Annotated in this window: 15 protein-coding genes; all 15 read left to right on the forward strand. The window is 70.9% G+C overall.

What is annotated here, in order from left to right:
• Positions 1-30: 30 nt before the first annotated feature.
• Positions 31-1,479 carry a trypsin-like serine peptidase gene (locus QM772_RS14230; protein ID WP_415137553.1) on the forward strand — a complete coding sequence of 483 codons (1,449 nt, stop codon included), beginning with the start codon at positions 31-33 and terminating at the stop codon, positions 1,477-1,479.
• A 110-nt stretch (positions 1,480-1,589) separates the two neighbouring features.
• Entirely contained in the window at positions 1,590-2,657 is a 1,068-nt protein-coding gene (gene ruvB / locus QM772_RS14235; protein ID WP_415137555.1) for a Holliday junction branch migration DNA helicase RuvB, read from the forward strand.
• Between the two features lie 34 nt (positions 2,658-2,691).
• Positions 2,692-3,255 (forward strand): hypothetical protein, encoded by a 564-nt coding sequence (locus tag QM772_RS14240; protein WP_415137557.1) that lies wholly within the window; start codon positions 2,692-2,694, stop codon positions 3,253-3,255.
• 62 nt (positions 3,256-3,317) lie between these two features.
• Complete coding sequence (gene dapF / locus QM772_RS14245; RefSeq protein ID WP_415137559.1) at positions 3,318-4,232, forward strand: diaminopimelate epimerase; 915 nt, start codon at positions 3,318-3,320, stop codon at positions 4,230-4,232.
• Positions 4,233-4,246: 14 nt separating this feature from the next.
• Positions 4,247-4,921, forward strand: coding sequence for a DUF484 family protein (locus QM772_RS14250; RefSeq protein WP_415137561.1), 675 nt, complete (start codon positions 4,247-4,249; stop codon positions 4,919-4,921).
• Positions 4,922-4,986: 65 nt separating this feature from the next.
• Positions 4,987-5,943, forward strand: coding sequence for a tyrosine recombinase XerC (locus tag QM772_RS14255; protein WP_415137563.1), 957 nt, complete (start codon positions 4,987-4,989; stop codon positions 5,941-5,943).
• Positions 5,944-6,001: 58 nt separating this feature from the next.
• Complete coding sequence (locus QM772_RS14260; RefSeq protein ID WP_415137565.1) at positions 6,002-7,054, forward strand: CobW family GTP-binding protein; 1,053 nt, start codon at positions 6,002-6,004, stop codon at positions 7,052-7,054.
• A 261-nt stretch (positions 7,055-7,315) separates the two neighbouring features.
• Complete coding sequence (gene dksA, locus QM772_RS14265) at positions 7,316-8,041, forward strand: RNA polymerase-binding protein DksA (protein ID WP_415137567.1); 726 nt, start codon at positions 7,316-7,318, stop codon at positions 8,039-8,041.
• A 149-nt stretch (positions 8,042-8,190) separates the two neighbouring features.
• The gene (locus QM772_RS14270; protein ID WP_415137569.1) at positions 8,191-10,050 is read left to right on the forward strand and encodes a hypothetical protein; all 1,860 of its coding nucleotides are present in this window, start codon (positions 8,191-8,193) and stop codon (positions 10,048-10,050) included.
• A gap of 177 nt (positions 10,051-10,227) precedes the next feature.
• Complete coding sequence (gene hslV / locus QM772_RS14275; protein WP_415139596.1) at positions 10,228-10,773, forward strand: ATP-dependent protease subunit HslV; 546 nt, start codon at positions 10,228-10,230, stop codon at positions 10,771-10,773.
• A gap of 84 nt (positions 10,774-10,857) precedes the next feature.
• The gene (gene hslU, locus QM772_RS14280) at positions 10,858-12,189 is read left to right on the forward strand and encodes an ATP-dependent protease ATPase subunit HslU (protein ID WP_415137571.1); all 1,332 of its coding nucleotides are present in this window, start codon (positions 10,858-10,860) and stop codon (positions 12,187-12,189) included.
• Positions 12,190-12,585: 396 nt separating this feature from the next.
• Positions 12,586-13,014: a division/cell wall cluster transcriptional repressor MraZ gene (gene mraZ / locus QM772_RS14285; protein WP_415137573.1), complete on the forward strand. Its 429-nt coding sequence runs from the start codon at positions 12,586-12,588 to the stop codon at positions 13,012-13,014.
• Positions 13,015-13,025: 11 nt separating this feature from the next.
• Positions 13,026-13,937 (forward strand): 16S rRNA (cytosine(1402)-N(4))-methyltransferase RsmH, encoded by a 912-nt coding sequence (gene rsmH / locus QM772_RS14290; RefSeq protein WP_415137575.1) that lies wholly within the window; start codon positions 13,026-13,028, stop codon positions 13,935-13,937.
• 166 nt (positions 13,938-14,103) lie between these two features.
• Complete coding sequence (ftsL, locus tag QM772_RS14295) at positions 14,104-14,421, forward strand: cell division protein FtsL (RefSeq protein ID WP_415137577.1); 318 nt, start codon at positions 14,104-14,106, stop codon at positions 14,419-14,421.
• A complete protein-coding gene (locus tag QM772_RS14300; protein ID WP_415137579.1) occupies positions 14,418-16,154 on the forward strand; it encodes a peptidoglycan D,D-transpeptidase FtsI family protein in 1,737 nt (578 codons plus the stop codon). Before ftsL ends, QM772_RS14300 begins: the two co-directional genes overlap by 4 nt.
• The last annotated feature ends 173 nt before the right edge of the window (positions 16,155-16,327 follow it).

A 16,327-nucleotide genomic window follows, 5' to 3' on the forward strand; every position in this document is an offset into this window, starting at 1 on the left:
AATCCCGATTTCTTGCACGGAGAGCATCTGATGAACAAGCGACACGTTCTTTGGTCCGCATTCGCCGCCACGCTGGCGCTGGCGGCTTGCGGCGGCGGCTCGGACAGCGCCGAAACGACCAGCCCCTCGCCCACGCCGGCGGCGCCGGCGATCGACCGCATCGAGCCGCTGGACACCGCGACCAAGCTCCTCGCGGCGTCCCAGGCCGCGCCGGCGGCCAGCCGCCTGCCCGCGGGGGCGGCGGTGCCGCGCGTGGCGCTCGGGGCGCTGGCCGGCGCCAAGACCGTGCCGCAGGCCGACAAGGGCGTGGCGCTGAAGATCGGCGAAGGGCGCGCCGTGGCCGCCACCGCCAGCCCGGCCGAGCTGTCGGCGAGGCTGCGCTGGAGCAAGCTGGAAGGCGGCGCCCAGGTGGCGGCGCTGGCGTTTGCCGCCGAGGGCGCGCAGGCCATCCGCCTCGGCGTGCTGGTGCGGCAGCTGCCCGATGGCGCGGTGCTGCGCTTTTATGGCGCCAGCGGCTCGCCCGTGGTGGAGATGTCGGCGGCCGAGCTGCAGGCGCTGCGCCAGCGCAACGAGGCGGGCGGGCTCGCGGGCGACGACGCCCGCATGGTCTGGGGGCCGGACACCGACGGCGCCGTGAGCACGCTGGAGGTGCAGCTGCCCGCCGGCGCCGATGCCGGCCAGCTGCAACTGGCCGTGCCCCGGCTGTCGCACCTGACGCGGACGGTGAAGGACGCCGCCGAGATCGGCGACGCGGCCAGCTGCAACCTGGACGTGATGTGCTCGGCCGATCTGCAGACCGAGAGCCGCTCGGTCGCCAAGATGCTGTTCACCGAGGCGGACGGCACTTACATGTGCACCGGCACGCTGCTGAACGACACGCGCGGCAGCCGCACGCCGTACTTCCTGACGGCCAACCACTGCATCTCCACGCAGGCCGTGGCCTCCACGCTGGTGACCTACTGGTTCTTCCGCGCCGCGTCGTGCAACGGCTCGCCGGAGGTGGACCCGGCGATGGCGCGCGTGACCGGCGGCGCGCAGCTGCTGTACTCCGACTCGTCGGTGGACGCCACGCTGCTGCGGCTCAACAGCCAGCCGCCCGCCAACGTGGTGTACGCGGGCTCGTACTTCGGCGACGGCGCGGTGACGGGCGTGGGGGTGGCGGGCGTGCACCATCCGCGCGGCGACTTGCAGAAGTACAGCGTGGGCACCATCACCGGCTACGCCAATTGCGGCGACACCAGTTGCAGCAGCGCCAGCGTGGACGGCGGCAACATGTTCCAGATCGGCTGGACGAGGGGCACGACGGAGGGCGGCAGCAGCGGCTCGGCGATTTTCGCGAGCGCGGGTGGCAGCGCGCTTTACGTGGTCGGTTCGCTGACCGGCGGCAGCGCCAGCTGCGAGAACCCCAATGGCGTTGACTTATACGGGCGCTTCAACCGCGCCTTCTACCGTGGCGCCAGCACCTGGCTGACGCAGTAGTTTGGGGTTGTATCGGCCTCCAGGCGGCGCGGGTAAAGCGCGGGCAGCTATCGATAGAATAGCTGCCCGCGCCGAGTCATGCGGCGGGGCGATGCGTCAGAATGGCGGCCATGAGCATCACCGTCGACGATTTCGCGCTGCCGCCTGAAACCCCCGCGCCGCGCGTGGTGTCGGGCGCGGCGGCTTCCGCGCGCGAGGAGGCGCTGGAGCGCGCGCTGCGCCCCAGGCTGCTGGAGGAATACGTCGGCCAGGCCAAGGCGCGCGAGCAGCTGGCCATCTTCATCGGCGCCGCCAGAAAGCGCGGCGAGGCGCTGGACCACGTGCTGCTGTTCGGCCCGCCGGGCCTGGGCAAGACCACGCTCAGCCACATCGTCGCGCACGAGCTGGGCGTGAACCTGCGCCAGACCAGCGGCCCCGTGCTGGAGAAGCCCAAGGACCTGGCCGCGCTGCTGACCAACCTGGAGAGGAACGACGTTCTCTTCATCGACGAGATCCACCGCCTCTCGCCCGTGGTGGAGGAGATCCTCTACCCCGCGCTGGAGGACTACCAGATCGACATCATGATCGGCGAGGGCCCGGCCGCGCGCAGCATCAAGCTGGACGTGCAGCCCTTCACCCTGGTCGGCGCCACCACGCGCGCCGGCATGCTGACCAACCCGCTGCGCGACCGCTTCGGCATCGCCCTGCGGCTGGAGTTCTACACGCCGCAGGAGCTGACGCGCATCGTCACCCGCTCGGCCGGGCTGCTGCGGGTGGAGACCGAGCCGGAGGGCGCCTTCGAGATCGCCCGCCGCAGCCGCGGCACGCCGCGCATCGCCAACCGGCTGCTGCGCCGCGTGCGCGACTTCGCCGATGTCAAGGGCCAGGGCCGCATCACGCACCGCGTCGCGCACGACGCGCTGGCCCTGCTGGACGTGGACCCGGAGGGCTTCGACGTGATGGACCGCAGGCTGCTGGAGGCGGTGATCCACCGCTTCGACGGCGGCCCGGTGGGCCTGGACAACATCGCCGCCAGCATCGGCGAGGAGCCCGGCACCATCGAGGACGTGATCGAGCCCTACCTGATCCAGCAGGGCTTCCTGCAGCGCACCCCGCGCGGGCGCGTGGCCACGCTGGCGGCGTACCGGCACCTGGGTGTGGCGCCGCCGCAGGGGGCGGGGGGGCTGTTCGGTGGCTGAACACGGGTTCTGGAACGAAGAGAGGAGAGGGACGATGAACGGAGCGGACTTGCGGGCACTGGCCCTGGCGGTCGGCGCGGTCGTGCTGGCGGGGTGCACCACGGTGTACGAGCCTCCGCCGGGGCAGCCGGTGGCGAGGCTGCGCCTGGTGAGCGCGCCTGTGCCTCAGTACCGCGCGGGCGGCCGGGGGACGCACCTTCACGTTGCCGATCTGTCCACCTGCCCGGCGTCTCCCGAGGGGGTGATGCGCTTCGGCATACCTGGGCCTTCCGAGGCGACGCACCTGGGCATGCCGCTGCCGTTGGACGCCGGAGACAGGTTCAGCTCGGAATTCGTGCTGCCGGCTGGGCGGCCGCTGGCGTTCACGCTCAATACCGGCGCGGGCCGGTTGTTTTGCCGGGTGGCGTTTCGTTTCACGCTCGAGCCGGGCCGTGACTACGAGATCGAGTCGCTGTGGTCCACTGCCTTGAAAAAATGCGCGGTTTCGGTGCGGGAGTTGAAGAAAGCCGGCAGCGGCACGCAGCGTGTCCGGCTGACCAGCGCGCGCAAACTCGACGAAAGAAACCTGTGCGGGGCGCCGGCGTCCGAGATGGATTGACGTGCCGGGCACGAAGCACCGTGCGCGGCGGAGCCGCCGGACGATGCGCCGATAATCCGCCCATGCGCATCCGCTTCACCAAGATGCAGGGCGCGGGCAACGATTTCGTCGTGCTCGACGAGACCGCCGGCCCGCTGAATCTGGCACCCGAGCAGTACCGCTGGCTGGCCGACCGGCACTTCGGCGTCGGCGCCGACCAGATCCTGAGCGTGCGGCCGGCGCCCTCGGCCGACGTGGACTTCGAGTACGTCATCCACAACGCCGACGGCGCCGAGGTGGAGCACTGCGGCAACGGCGCGCGCGCCTTCGTGCGCTATGTGCGCGAGCGCGGCCTGACGACCAAGCGCAGCGTGCGCGTGCGCATCCGGCGCGGCGTGATCGAGCTGACCGAGCAGGCCGACGGCAGCGTCACCGTGGACATGGGCGCGCCGGTGTTCGACTTGCCCGCGATCCCCTTCGATGCGGCGGGCCGGCAGCCGGTGCCGTTCGGCCCGTGGCGGGTGTGGCCGCTGGATTTGGAGCCAAATCGGCCTCCAACGCCCGCCAGTCAAGCGCCGGCAGCTATCGTTGATGTAGCGGTGCTGTCCATGGGCAACCCCCACGCCGTCACCCTGGTTCAGGATGTGGACGCCGCGCCCGTGCTGGTGCAAGGCCCGCTGATCGAGCGCCACCCGGCGTTTCCCGAGCGCGTCAACGCCGGCTTCATGCAGGTGGTCGATCGCGGCCGCGTGCGCCTGCGCGTGTACGAGCGCGGCGCTGGCGAGACGCTGGCCTGCGGCACCGGCGCCTGCGCGGCGGTGGTGGCGGGCATCCGCCTGGGCCTGCTCGATGCGCGCGTCGAGGTGCAGGCGCGCGGTGGCCGGCTCGCCGTCGAGTGGGCCGGCGGCGCCACTGACCCCGTGCGCATGACCGGCCCGGCCGAAACCGTGTTCGAGGGCCGCATCGACGTGCCCGACCTTCCTCCCGACAACCCCTGACCTGCCGCCAAGCCATGCAGCCACCACCCATCACCGAAGAAGACATCGCCGAGTTCCTGGTCCAGCGGCCGGATTTCTTCGAGCGCCACGCCAGCCTGCTGAGCGCGGTGCAGCTCACCAGCCCGCACGGCGGGCGCGCCGTCAGCCTGCAGGAGCGCCAGGCCGAGATGCTGCGCGACAAGATCAAGCTGCTGGAGCAGCGCCTGATGGAGATGATGCGCCACGGCAACGAGAACATGCTGATCGCCGACAAGCTGCTGCGCTGGTCGCGCCAGATGTTCCTGGTGGCGCGGCCGGTGGACCTGCCGGCGGTGCTGGTGAGCGAGATCAGGAGCCAGTTCAGCGTGCCGCAGGCGGCCCTGAAGCTGTGGGACGTGGCCGAGGTCTACGCCGGCGAGCCGTTCGCGCAGGGCGCCAGCGAGGACGTGCGCAGCCTGGCCGGCTCGCTGGCCACGCCGTACTGCGGCGTCAACGCCGGCTTCGACGCCGTGCAGTGGCTCGACGACCCCGAGGCCGCCGCCTCGCTGGCGCTGATCCCCCTGCGCGCCAGCGCCGCCGCGCCGGCCTTCGGCCTGCTGGTGCTGGCCTCTCCCGACAGCCAGCGCTACCAGGCCGGCATGGCGACCGACTTCCTGGAGCGCATCGCCGAGCTGGCCAGTGCCGCGCTGTCGCGTGTCCGCGATACCTGATATTTCAAGCCGAATCGGCCTCCAGCGCTTGCCAGTCAAGCGCCAGCAGCTATCATTGGCGTAGCATGGAGACGCCAGCCCTTTCCGCCGATGACGCCGCCCTGGTGGCGCGCTACCTGGCGCACGTGCGCGTCGAGAAGCGCCTGGCCGAGCGCACCGCCACGCTGTACGGGCTGGACCTGGACAAGCTGGCGCGCTTCGCCGCCGGCGCCGGCGTGGCGCTGCCGGCGGTGCAGGGCCACCACGTCCGCCACTGGGCGGCGCGCATGCATGCGGCGGGCCGCAGCGGGCGCGGGATCGCGCTCATCCTGTCGGGCTGGCGCGGCTTCTACGCCTGGCTGGGGCGGGAGGGCCTGATCAAGGCCAACCCGGTGCAGGACGTGCGCGCGCCGCGCCAGCCGCGCCCGCTGCCCAAGGCGCTGGGCGTGGACGAGGCGGTGCAGCTGGCCGAGCACGCGGACGAGGCCGGCGACCCGTGGCTGGACGCGCGCGACGCGGCGATGGTCGAGCTGCTCTACGGCAGCGGCCTGCGCGTGGGCGAGCTGATCGGCCTGGACGTGGCGCCCAGCGACGGCGCCCTGCGCGCCGGCCGCGGCTGGATCGACGTGCAGGCCGCCGAGGTGCAGGTGCAGGGCAAGGGCGGCAAGCGCCGCGCCGTGCCGCTGGGGCGCGCCGCCGCCCAGGCGCTGGGGCGCTGGCTGGCGCTGCGCGGCGAGGCGGCCGTCGGCGACGCGGCGCAGGCGCTGTTCATCGGCCGGCGCGGCACGCGCCTCACGGCGCAGTCGGTCTGGCAGCGCCTGAGGCGCCGCAGCCTGCAGGCCGGCCTGGCCACGCCGGTGCACCCGCACATGCTGCGCCATTCGTTCGCCAGCCACGTGCTGCAATCCAGCGGCGACCTGCGCGCGGTGCAGGAGCTGCTGGGCCACGCCCACATCGGCACCACGCAGGTGTACACGCGGCTGGACTTCCAGCACCTGGCCAAGGCCTACGACGCGGCGCACCCGCGTGCGCGGCGCAAGTGATGCCGCTGCGCGCCGAGGCGCCGCTAAACTGCCTGCTTTGCCCTGCACCCGCCCCGCCATGTCCCTGATTCCCGCCACCATCCTCACCGGCTTCCTCGGCTCGGGCAAGACCACGCTGCTGGGGCGCGTGCTGACCGAGGCGCACGGCCAGAAGATCGCCGTGATCGAGAACGAGTTCGGCGAGGAGAACATCGACAACGACATCCTCGTCGCCGACGCCCGGGAGCAGATCATCCAGATGAGCAACGGCTGCATCTGCTGCACCATCCGCGAGGATCTGCGCGCCACGCTGTCCGACCTGGCGGCCAAGCGGCGCCGGGGCGAGCTGGACTTCGAGCGCGTGGTCATCGAGACCACGGGCCTGGCCGATCCCGGCCCGGTGGCGCAGACCTTCTTCATGGACGACGAGATCGCCGAGAGCTACCTGCTGGACGCCATCGTCACCCTGGTGGACGCCAAGCATGCCGGCCAGCAGCTCGATGACCGGGTGGAGGCGCAGCGCCAGGTGGGCTTTGCCGACCGGATTTTCATCAGCAAGGCCGACCTGGTGGCGGCCGGCGAGCTGGCGGCGCTGCAACACCGGCTGAAGCACATGAATCCGCGCGCGCCGCAGCGGGTGGTGCACTTCGGCGAGGTGCCGATCCAGGAGGTGTTCGACCTGCGCGGCTTCAACCTGAACGCCAGGCTGGACATCGACCCCGACTTCCTGGCCGAGGAGGAACACGGCCACGATCACGATCACGACCACGCGCATGGCGAGCACTGCGACCACCCGTCGCACCGGCACGGCCACGCGCACCACCATCACCACGACGACGACGTCAAGAGCTTCGTGTTCCGCAGCGAGCGGGCGTTCGACCCGGCGAAGCTGGAGGACTTCCTGGGCGCCATCGTCAACGTCTACGGCCCGCGCATGCTGCGCTACAAGGGTGTGCTGTGGATGAAGGGCACCGAGCGCAAGGTCATCTTCCAGGGCGTGCACCAGCTCATGGGCAGCGACCTCGGGCCGGCCTGGAAGGAGGGCGAGCCGCGCACGAGCAGGATGGTGTTCATCGGCATCGACCTGCCGCGCGACATCCTCCTGCAGGGCCTGGAGCAGTGCCTCGCGTGACGCCGCCGCCGGGCGCGGCCGAATGAGGCGTTTTGCGCAGTTTGGCCGCGGCCGTGGCGCGCGCCGGCGCCGCGCGGCGGCCAGGTCTATACAATCGCCGCCTCTGAACTGGCCGGCCGTGCGCCGGCCCGTCTGGTGGAGCCGCCCAAGAAGGTCTATAAGAGGGTTTTTGCGCGAAACGAGTACGACCCCGCTCGGTTCGCCTGACACGCGGTCGATGCCGGCGCTGCGCTGCGGCTGCATCGACAGGAGACACCCGAAGTGAAATCCGTGGCTGCGAAGAGCCCGGCCAAGGCCCAGGCCAAGGCCCCACCCGCCAAGCCGGCGGCCAAGACGCCCGTCGCCAAGGCGCCGGCGGCTCAGCGCGCGCCCGGCGCCAAGCCGTCCGCGCCGGCGGCCAAGGCCAAGCCGGCGGCGGCGCCTGTCCGCAAGAAGCCGGCCGTGGCCGCGCCTGCCGTGCATCCGCCGCCCGTTGCCCCCAAAATCCTGCCCATGCCCATTGCTGCTGCTCCCCCCATGCCGGTGGCGGTCAAGAAAGACCCCAAGCTGGCCAACAACTGGAAGACCAAGCCCGTCGAGCAACTGAGCGATGCCGAAGTCATCGCCATGCCCGATGGCGAGTACATGAACGACAAGCAGCTGGCGTTCTTCCGCCTCAAGCTGGTCGAGCTGAAAGACGGCATCCTGGCCAATGCCGGCCAGACCGCCGAGAACCTGCGCGACGACACGGTGGTCGTGCCCGACCCCGCCGACCGCGCCACCATCGAGGAAGAGCACGCGCTGGAGCTGCGCACGCGCGACCGCGAGCGCAAGCTGCTCAAGAAGATCGAGCAGTCCATCGCCCGCATCGACGCCGGCGACTACGGCTACTGCGACGAGACGGGCGAGCCCATCGGCGTGCCCCGCCTGCTGGCGCGCCCCACCGCGACGCTCTCGCTCGAAGCCCAGCAGCGGCGCGAGATGAAGCAGAAGATGTTTGGCGACTGAAATGGCCTACCCCCGTGTCTCCATGCGCCGCCCCCTCCAGGGGGAGCGCCCGCTGGCCGGGGAGGCTCCGGCCAGGAGCGCATGGGCGTGGCCTGCTCCGCGGCCCTTGGGCTCCATGGGTTTCGGGCGCCACGGATGAGTCGGCAAGGATGAGCAAGGAAACGGATCAAGGCGGCAACAACGGCAGCGGCCTGCTGTCGAAGGTGGTCAAGTTCGTCAAGAGCCCGACCACCCACTGGTCCGACCTCGACCGCCCCGAGACGGATGCCGGCGACGCCCAGTCCCGGCTGGCGCTCAAGGAGATGATCGAGCGCAAGCGGCGCAATGACTTCGTGCGCAACCGCGAGTTCGACATGCTGCGCAAGCTCCGCCGCAAGGAGGCCTTCACGGCCGAGGACGGGGTGCCCGGCCAGCCGTCCTTTTACCCCAGCAGCCAGCCCGCCAACACCGGCGAGCGCGCCCGCACGCTGAAGAAGATCGACGAGATCGAGGCTCAGATGTCCACCGCCTGGTTCCGTCGCCAGAACGGCGACGGCGGCGGCGCGCCGCAGGAAGCCGGCGCGGCTCCGGCCCCGGCGGCCGAGTCGCGCCCGCCGTTCGCCCGCGCCTACGACAAGACCGACCCGATGCCGCTGGAGCGCCCCGAAGCGGCTGCCGGCACCGATGCGGCGCGGCTGGAGCCGGTGGCGGTGCAGGCGTTCGTGCCCACGCAGCGCATGGACTACGCCAGCTTCGAGGCCGAGATGGAGGAGCGCGCCCGCGCCCGGCAGGCGGCGCAGGATGACGAGGCCGCGGCGACCGTCGGCGCGGCACTCGATGGCGCCGCCGTGGCGCCGCCGGCCGCCGCGCAGCCTGGCTGGGGCGCGTTCGGGGGGCTGGGCGATTTCCAGGTCGAAGTCACCGCCGAGGCCAAGCTGGACCCGGCCATCGAGGAGGCCGCGATCCGCTTCGCCAACGGCGATGCCGATGGCGCCGAGGCCGGCCTGCGCGACCTGGTGGCCGACGGCGGCGGGCGCGAGGACGACGTGGACACCTGGCTGACCCTGTTCGACCTCTACCGCGCCACCGGCCAGCAGGACAAGTTCGACGACACCGCGCTGCACTTCGCGGCGCGCTTCGGCCGTTCGGCGCCGCAATGGGGCGCCGAGACGGCGCCGGGCAGCCGTCCGGCGCCGGCCATCGCGGCCGCCGCGCCCGCCGCCAGCGCCGCCCGGTTCCATTGGAGCTGCCCGTCCACCATGGGGGTGCAGACGGTGGCCGCGCTCAACGCCACGCTGGCGCGCCATGCTCCGCCCTGGCGCATCGACTGGCGCCACCTCAAGGCCATCGAGCCGGCGGCCCTGCCGGCCCTGCACGAGGTCTTCCGGCGCTGGGCCGGCGAGCCGGTGCGCTTCAAGTTCCTGGGCGGCGAGCAGCTGCTGCAGGTGCTGGCCGACAACTCGCCCACGGACGACCGCCAGGTGGACACGCTCTGGTGGCAGGCGCGGCTGGCGCTGCTGCGGGTGCTGGGCGACATGGACCAGTTCGAGCTGGTGGCGCTCAACTACTGCGTCACCTACGAAGTCTCGCCGCCGGCCTGGGAAGACCCGAAGAACAGCTACAGCCCGATGACCGAGGCGGGCGATACGGTGCCGCCGCCCAGCGAGGAGCTTCAGGCATCGCTGGCGCTGCCCTCGCGCGGCTTCGGGGCGACCGACGTCATGGGCGCGACCACCCATTCGCTGGAGGACGGCGTGGCGCACGGCGAGCTGGCGGGCGAACTGCTGAACTCGGCCGACGGCGCGCTCACGCAGGTGTGCATCGGCAGCGCCACCACGGCCATCGAGCTCAACTGCCGCCAGCTGCTGCGCGTGGACTTCGGCGCCGCCGGCGATCTGCTGAACTGGTCGATGGACCAGAAGGGCGCCGGCCGCCCGGTCAGCTTCCGCCAGGTCAACCGCCTGGTGGCGGCCTTCTTCGGCGTGATCGGCATCACCGACGCCGCGCGCGTGGTCCTGCGCAGCGATTGACCCACCCCCGTTGCTCCACTCGCTGCGCGATGTTCCGGCATACCCCCCCAAGGGGGCGCACCCACTGGCCGGGGAGACCCCGGCCACGGGTGCACTGGCATGGCCTGCTCCGCGGCCGTTCGGTTCTTTGGGTCGTTATGACCTTGATTCCCGCACACACGCCTTCATTTGCCCATGATGGAACCCTTTCACGGCACCACCATCGTCAGCGTCCGCCGGCGCACCCCTGAAGGCTGGCAGGTCGCCATCGGTGGCGACGGGCAGGTCACCCTGGGCAGCATCGTCGTCAAGGGCTCGGCGCGCAAGGTGCGCAAGCTGCACCACGGCAAGGTGCTGGCGGGTTTCGCCGGCGCCACGGCCGACGCCTTCACGCTGTTCGAGCGCTTCGAGGCCAAGCTGGACAAGCACCAGGGCCACCTGACGCGCGCCGCCATCGAGCTGACCAAGGACTGGCGCACCGACCGCGTGCTGCGCCGCCTGGAGGCCATGCTGGCCGTGGCCGACAAGGAGGCCTCGCTCATCATCACCGGCAATGGCGACGTGCTGGAGCCCGAGCACGGCCTGGTCGCCATCGGCTCCGGCGGCGCCTACGCGCAGGCGGCGGCCAAGGCGCTGCTCGACCACACCGAGCTGCCGGCCGACCAGATCGTGAAGAAGGCGCTGGAGATCGCCGGCGAGCTGTGCATCTACACCAACATGCACCACACCGTCGAGACACTCTGATTTGCTACTGATTAAATAGCTGCCAGCGCGCGCCAGACGGGCGCTGGAGCCCGATTTCTTATAAATTTCCGCCAGGGCCACGCCATGTCCTCCATGACGCCGCAGGAGATCGTCTCCGAACTCGACCGCCACATCGTCGGCCAGCAGGACGCCAAGCGCGCCGTGGCCATCGCGCTGCGCAACCGCTGGCGGCGCCAGCAGGTGGATGAAAAGCTGCGGCCCGAGATCACGCCCAAGAACATCCTCATGATCGGCCCCACCGGCGTCGGCAAGACCGAGATCGCGCGCCGGCTGGCCAAGCTGGCGGGCGCGCCCTTCATCAAGGTGGAGGCCACCAAGTTCACCGAGGTGGGCTACGTCGGCAAGGACGTCGATTCGATCATCCGCGACCTGGCCGAGATGGCCGTCAAGCAGGCGCGCGAGCAGGCGATGCGCCAGCACCGCACGCGCGCCGAGGACCTGGCCGAGGACCGCGTGCTCGACGTGCTGATCCCGCCCGCCCGCAACGCCGACGGCAGCAGCGCCCCCGCCGAAGGCGGCGCCGCGCGCCAGGCCTTCCGCAAGAAGCTGCGCGAGGGCCAGCTCGACGACAAGGAGATCGAGATCGAACTCGCCCAGCCCGCGCCCACCATGGAGATCATGGGCCCGCCCGGCATGGAGGACATGGCCGAGCAGCTCAAGGGCATGCTGGGCAACCTCGCCAGCGGCCGGCGCAAGCAGCGGCGCGTGAAGATCGGCGAGGCGATGAAGCTGCTGGTCGACGAGGAGGCCGGCAAGCTCGTCAACGAGGACGAGATCCGCGTGCAGGCGGTGCAGAACCTGGAGCAGAACGGCATCGTCTTCATCGACGAGATCGACAAGGTGGCCTCGCGCAGCGAGAACGGCGGCACGGCCGAGGTGTCGCGCCAGGGCGTGCAGCGCGACCTGCTGCCGCTGGTCGAGGGCACCACCGTCAGCACCAAGTACGGCATGGTGCGCACCGACCACATCCTGTTCATCGCCTCCGGCGCCTTCCACCTCGCCAAGCCGAGCGACCTGATCCCCGAATTGCAGGGGCGCCTGCCGATCCGCGTCGAGCTGGCCTCGCTGTCGGTGCGGGACTTCGAGGCCATCCTGACGCAGACCGACGCCTCGCTGGTGCGCCAGTACCAGGCGCTGCTGGCCACCGAGGGCGTGGCGCTCGACTTCCGGCCCGACGGCATCGCGCGGCTGGCCGAGATCGCCTTCGCCGTCAATGAGTCCACCGAGAACATCGGCGCCCGCCGCCTGTCCACGGTGATGGAGCGCCTGCTGGAGGAAGTCAGCTTCGGCGCCGCCAGGCTGCAAGGGCAGAGCGTCACCATCGACGCCGCTTTCGTGGACGAGCGCCTGTCGGCCCTCAGCCGCGACGAAGACCTCTCGCGCTACATCCTCTAAAGAACTGGGCCCCCCCCAGGCTCCACGCGCTGCGCGCTGTTGCGCCACCCCCCTTCGAGGGGGCGCCGCCAGCGGCCGGTGCAAGGCCCGTCCGCGGCGGCCGCTGGCGTGGCCTGCTCCGCGGCCTTGTGACCGTTGGCATTGCAGCGCCTCTGCGGGGGTTATCCACAAAGCCCCGGCCGTGCACTTTGAGTGTGCGCGCTAAGTTGCTCATTTCAAAGGTTTTTCGATCTGGATATCTGGTGGAAAACCCAGCTAAGGCATTGATTTCATTGAAATAATTTGTTGTTCGCCATTGCGCGCGACCTGAATCCTGCTACAGTGCAAAAAAGTGCAATTAAGTGGTGATACGTGCCATCACTGCCCGAAGTCGGCACTCACAAGCAGGGAATCCGCGTGTTTCAAGGGGCGTCGTCGCTGAATCTGGATGCGAAGGGGAGGCTTTCGGTGCCTACCCGGCATCGCGACGTCCTGGCCGCCACCGCCGCCGGCCAGCTCACCATCACCAAGCACCCGCACGGCTGCCTGATGGTGTTTCCCCGGCCTGAGTGGGAGAAGTTCCGCGAGCGCATCGCCCAGCTGCCCATGTCGGCCCAGTGGTGGAAGCGCATCTTCCTGGGCAACGCCATGGACGTGGAGATGGACGGCACCGGCCGCGTGCTGGTCTCGCCCGAGCTGCGCGCCGCCGCCGGCCTCACGCGCGAGGTGATGCTGCTCGGCATGGGCCAGCACTTCGAGCTGTGGGACAAGGCCGGCTACGAGGCCAAGGAAGCCGAGGCCATGCAGGCCGGCATGCCCGAGGCGTTCGAGGATTTCAGCTTCTGAAGCGGAGGCGGGTGAACACATGGTCCCACACCACGGTCCTGCTGAACGAGGCGGTCGATGCGCTCGTCACGGACCCGCAAGGCCACTACGTGGATGCCACGTTCGGCCGTGGCGGGCATGCGCGCCTGACCTTGAGCCGGCTCGGGCCGGCCGGCCGGCTGACGGCCTACGACAAGGACCCGGCCGCGCTGGCCGAGGCGGCGCGCATCCCGGATGCGCGCTTCGCCATCCGCCACCAGGGCTTCGCGGCGCTGGGCGAATGGCCCGCGGCCAGCCTGGCGGGGGTGCTGATGGACTTGGGCATCAGCTCGCCGCAGATCGACGACCCCGCCCGGGGTTTTTCTTTTCGCGCCGACGGCCCGCTGGACATGCGCATGGACCCCACGCGCGGCCAGAGCGCCGCCGAGTGGCTGGCCGAGGCGCCCGAGCGCCGGATCGCGGAGGTGATTCGTGACTACGGCGAAGAGCGGTTTGCTGGCGCCGTTGCAAAGGCGATTGTCGCGCGCCGACAGGCACGGGGCCCTGTTGCGACCACCGCCGAGCTGGCCGAACTCGTGGCTGGCGCGGTCAAAACCCGCGAGCCGGGCCAGAACCCTGCAACGCGCACATTTCAGGCTGTTCGGATTTTCGTCAACGCCGAGCTTGAAGAGCTCCAGCAAGCGCTAGAGGCGAGCCTGCATGTGCTGCAACCCGGAGGCCGGCTCGTGGTGATCAGCTTCCATTCGCTGGAAGACCGCATCGTCAAGCAGTTCATCGCGCGCCATGCGCGCGCGCTGGTGGACCGCCGCGCGCCCTTCGCCGAGCCCGCGCCCACGCGCCTTCGCGCCCTCGGGCGCGTGCGCCCGTCCGCCGCCGAGGTGGCCGCCAACCCGCGCGCGCGCAGCGCCATCATGCGCGTGGCCGAGCGGACGGAGGCGGCATGAGCGCCGCACGGCCGCCCGAAGGCGCGAAGGCCCCCTGGGGGGGCAGCGGACCACGCGCAGCGGGGAAGCGTGGGGGCGATGTACGCGCCGCACGGCCGCCCGAAGGCGCGAAGGCCCCCTGGGGGGGCAGCGGACCACGCGCAGCGGAGAAGCGTGGGGGGATGTCATGACGCGTCTCTCCATCGTTTTGTTGGCGGCCGTGGTGGTCTCGGCGCTGTACCTGGTGCGGGTGCAGTACGACTCGCGGCGCCTGTTCACCGAGTTGGACCGCGCGGTGGCCGAGGCGCGCCGGCTGGAGACCGAGCGCAGCCGGCTCGAAGTGGAAAAGCGCGCCCAGGCGACCTCGCTGCGGGTGGAGAAGCTGGCCAAGGAGAAGCTGGCCATGCGCACGGTGACGCCCGCCATCACCGAGTACGTGACCTCCGCCGCCGCCGTGCCCACGGTGCCGGCGCCGGCCGCGCCGCCCACGGAGGCCAAGCCATGAGAGACATCCGCTACACCTCCAGCCCGCTGCTGGCGTCCAAGACGCCGGTGTGGCGCAGCAAGTTCATCGTCGCCATGCTGGCGCTGGTGTTCATCGTGCTCATCGCCCGCGCGGCCCACGTGCAGGTGTTCGGCAACGCCTTCTTCCAGCACCAGGGCGAGGTGCGCTTCGCGCGCACGCTGGAGCTGCCGGCCAGCCGCGGCCGCATCCTCGACCGCAACGGCCTGCTGCTGGCCTCCAGCGTGGTCGCGCCCAGCATCTGGGCGATTCCCGAGGACGTCGAGCGCAACCCCGCCAAGCTGCAACAGCTCGCCAGGCTGCTGGGCATGCCGATGGCCGAGCTGAGCAAGAAGCTGGCCGACGAGGACAAGACCTTCGTCTGGCTCAAGCGCCAGGTGGACGAGCCGGTGGCCAGGCAGATCGCCGAGCTGAAGATCCCCGGCATCTACCAGCGCAAGGAGTACAAGCGCAAGTACCCCGAGGGCGAGGCGGCCGCGCACGTGGTGGGCTTCGCCAACGTCGAGAACAAGGGCCAGGAGGGCGCCGAGCTGTCGTTCGAGCAGCAACTGGCCGGCCGCGCCGGCTCGCGCCGGGTCATCAAGGACCGCCTGGGCCGCGTGGTGGAGGCGGTGGGCGACGAGGTGCCGCCGGTCGACGGCCGCGACATCCAGCTGTCCATCGACTCCAAGGTGCAGTTCTTCGCCTACCAGAAGCTGCGCGACGCGGTGACCCGGCACAAGGCCAGGTCCGGCAGCGTGGTGGTGCTGGACAGCGTCACCGGCGAAGTGCTGGCGCTGGCCAACTACCCGAGCTACACGCCCGACAACCGCCGCAACCTGACCGGCGCGCAGCTGCGCAACATCGCGCTCACCGACACCTTCGAGCCCGGCTCGACGATGAAGCCGATCACCGTGGCGGCGGCGCTGGAGGCCGGGCGCGTCACGCCCCAGACCGTGATCAACACGGCGCCCGGCAGCTACCAGCTGGACCGCTTCACCATCCGCGACACGCACAACTACGGCGCGCTCACCGTGGAGGGCGTGATCCAGAAGTCGAGCAACGTGGGCGCGCTGAAGATCTCCCAGCGCATGAAGCCGCAGGAGATGTGGGACACCTACACCGCGCTGGGCTACGGGCGCCGGCCCGACCTGGCGTTCCCCGGCGCGGCCACCGGCCGCCTCAAGCCGTGGCGCGGCTGGCGCCCGGTCGAGCAGGCCACCATGGCCTACGGCTACGGGCTGTCGGCCTCGCTGTTCCAGATGGCGCATTCGTACACGGCCTTCGCGCACGACGGCCAGGTCATCGCCGCCACCCTACTGAAAAGCCCCGACGGCGCGCCGGCCGCGGGCTCGCCCGTGTTCTCCGAGAAGACCGCGCGCGCGGTGCGCAAGATGCTGCAGATGGCCGCCGGGCCGGGCGGCACCGGGCAGCGCGCGCAGACCGTGGGCTACTCGGTGGGCGGCAAGTCGGGCACGGCGCACAAGCAGGTGGGCAAGGGCTACGCGTCCAACAAGTACCGCGCCTGGTTCACGGGGCTCGCGCCCATCGATAAGCCGCGCGTCATCGTGGCCGTGATGATCGACGAGCCGAGCAACGGCGAGTACTTCGGCGGCGCCGTGGCCGCGCCGGTGTTCAGCGAGGTGGTGCAGCAGACGCTGCGCATCATGGGCGTGCAGCCCGACGTGGCCGTCAAGCCCGAGATCGTGGCCGAGCAGGTGCAGGAATCGCTATGAAGCACCCCCCTGAGTCGCTGACGCGCCTTCCCCCCTCTCCTGCGGGAGAGGGGGCAACGCCCATGCCCGGCACAGGTCCGGGGACGGCGTTCTTGGCACAAGCCTGCTCCGCGGCCTTCGGCGCCGCTGGGCGCGGTGCGCTGCTGCGCCGTGACGCGGTGGGGCTTCTCGGT

It is taken from the genome of Ottowia sp. (assembly GCF_047601385.1).
GTDB lineage: Bacteria > Pseudomonadota > Gammaproteobacteria > Burkholderiales > Burkholderiaceae_C > Ottowia.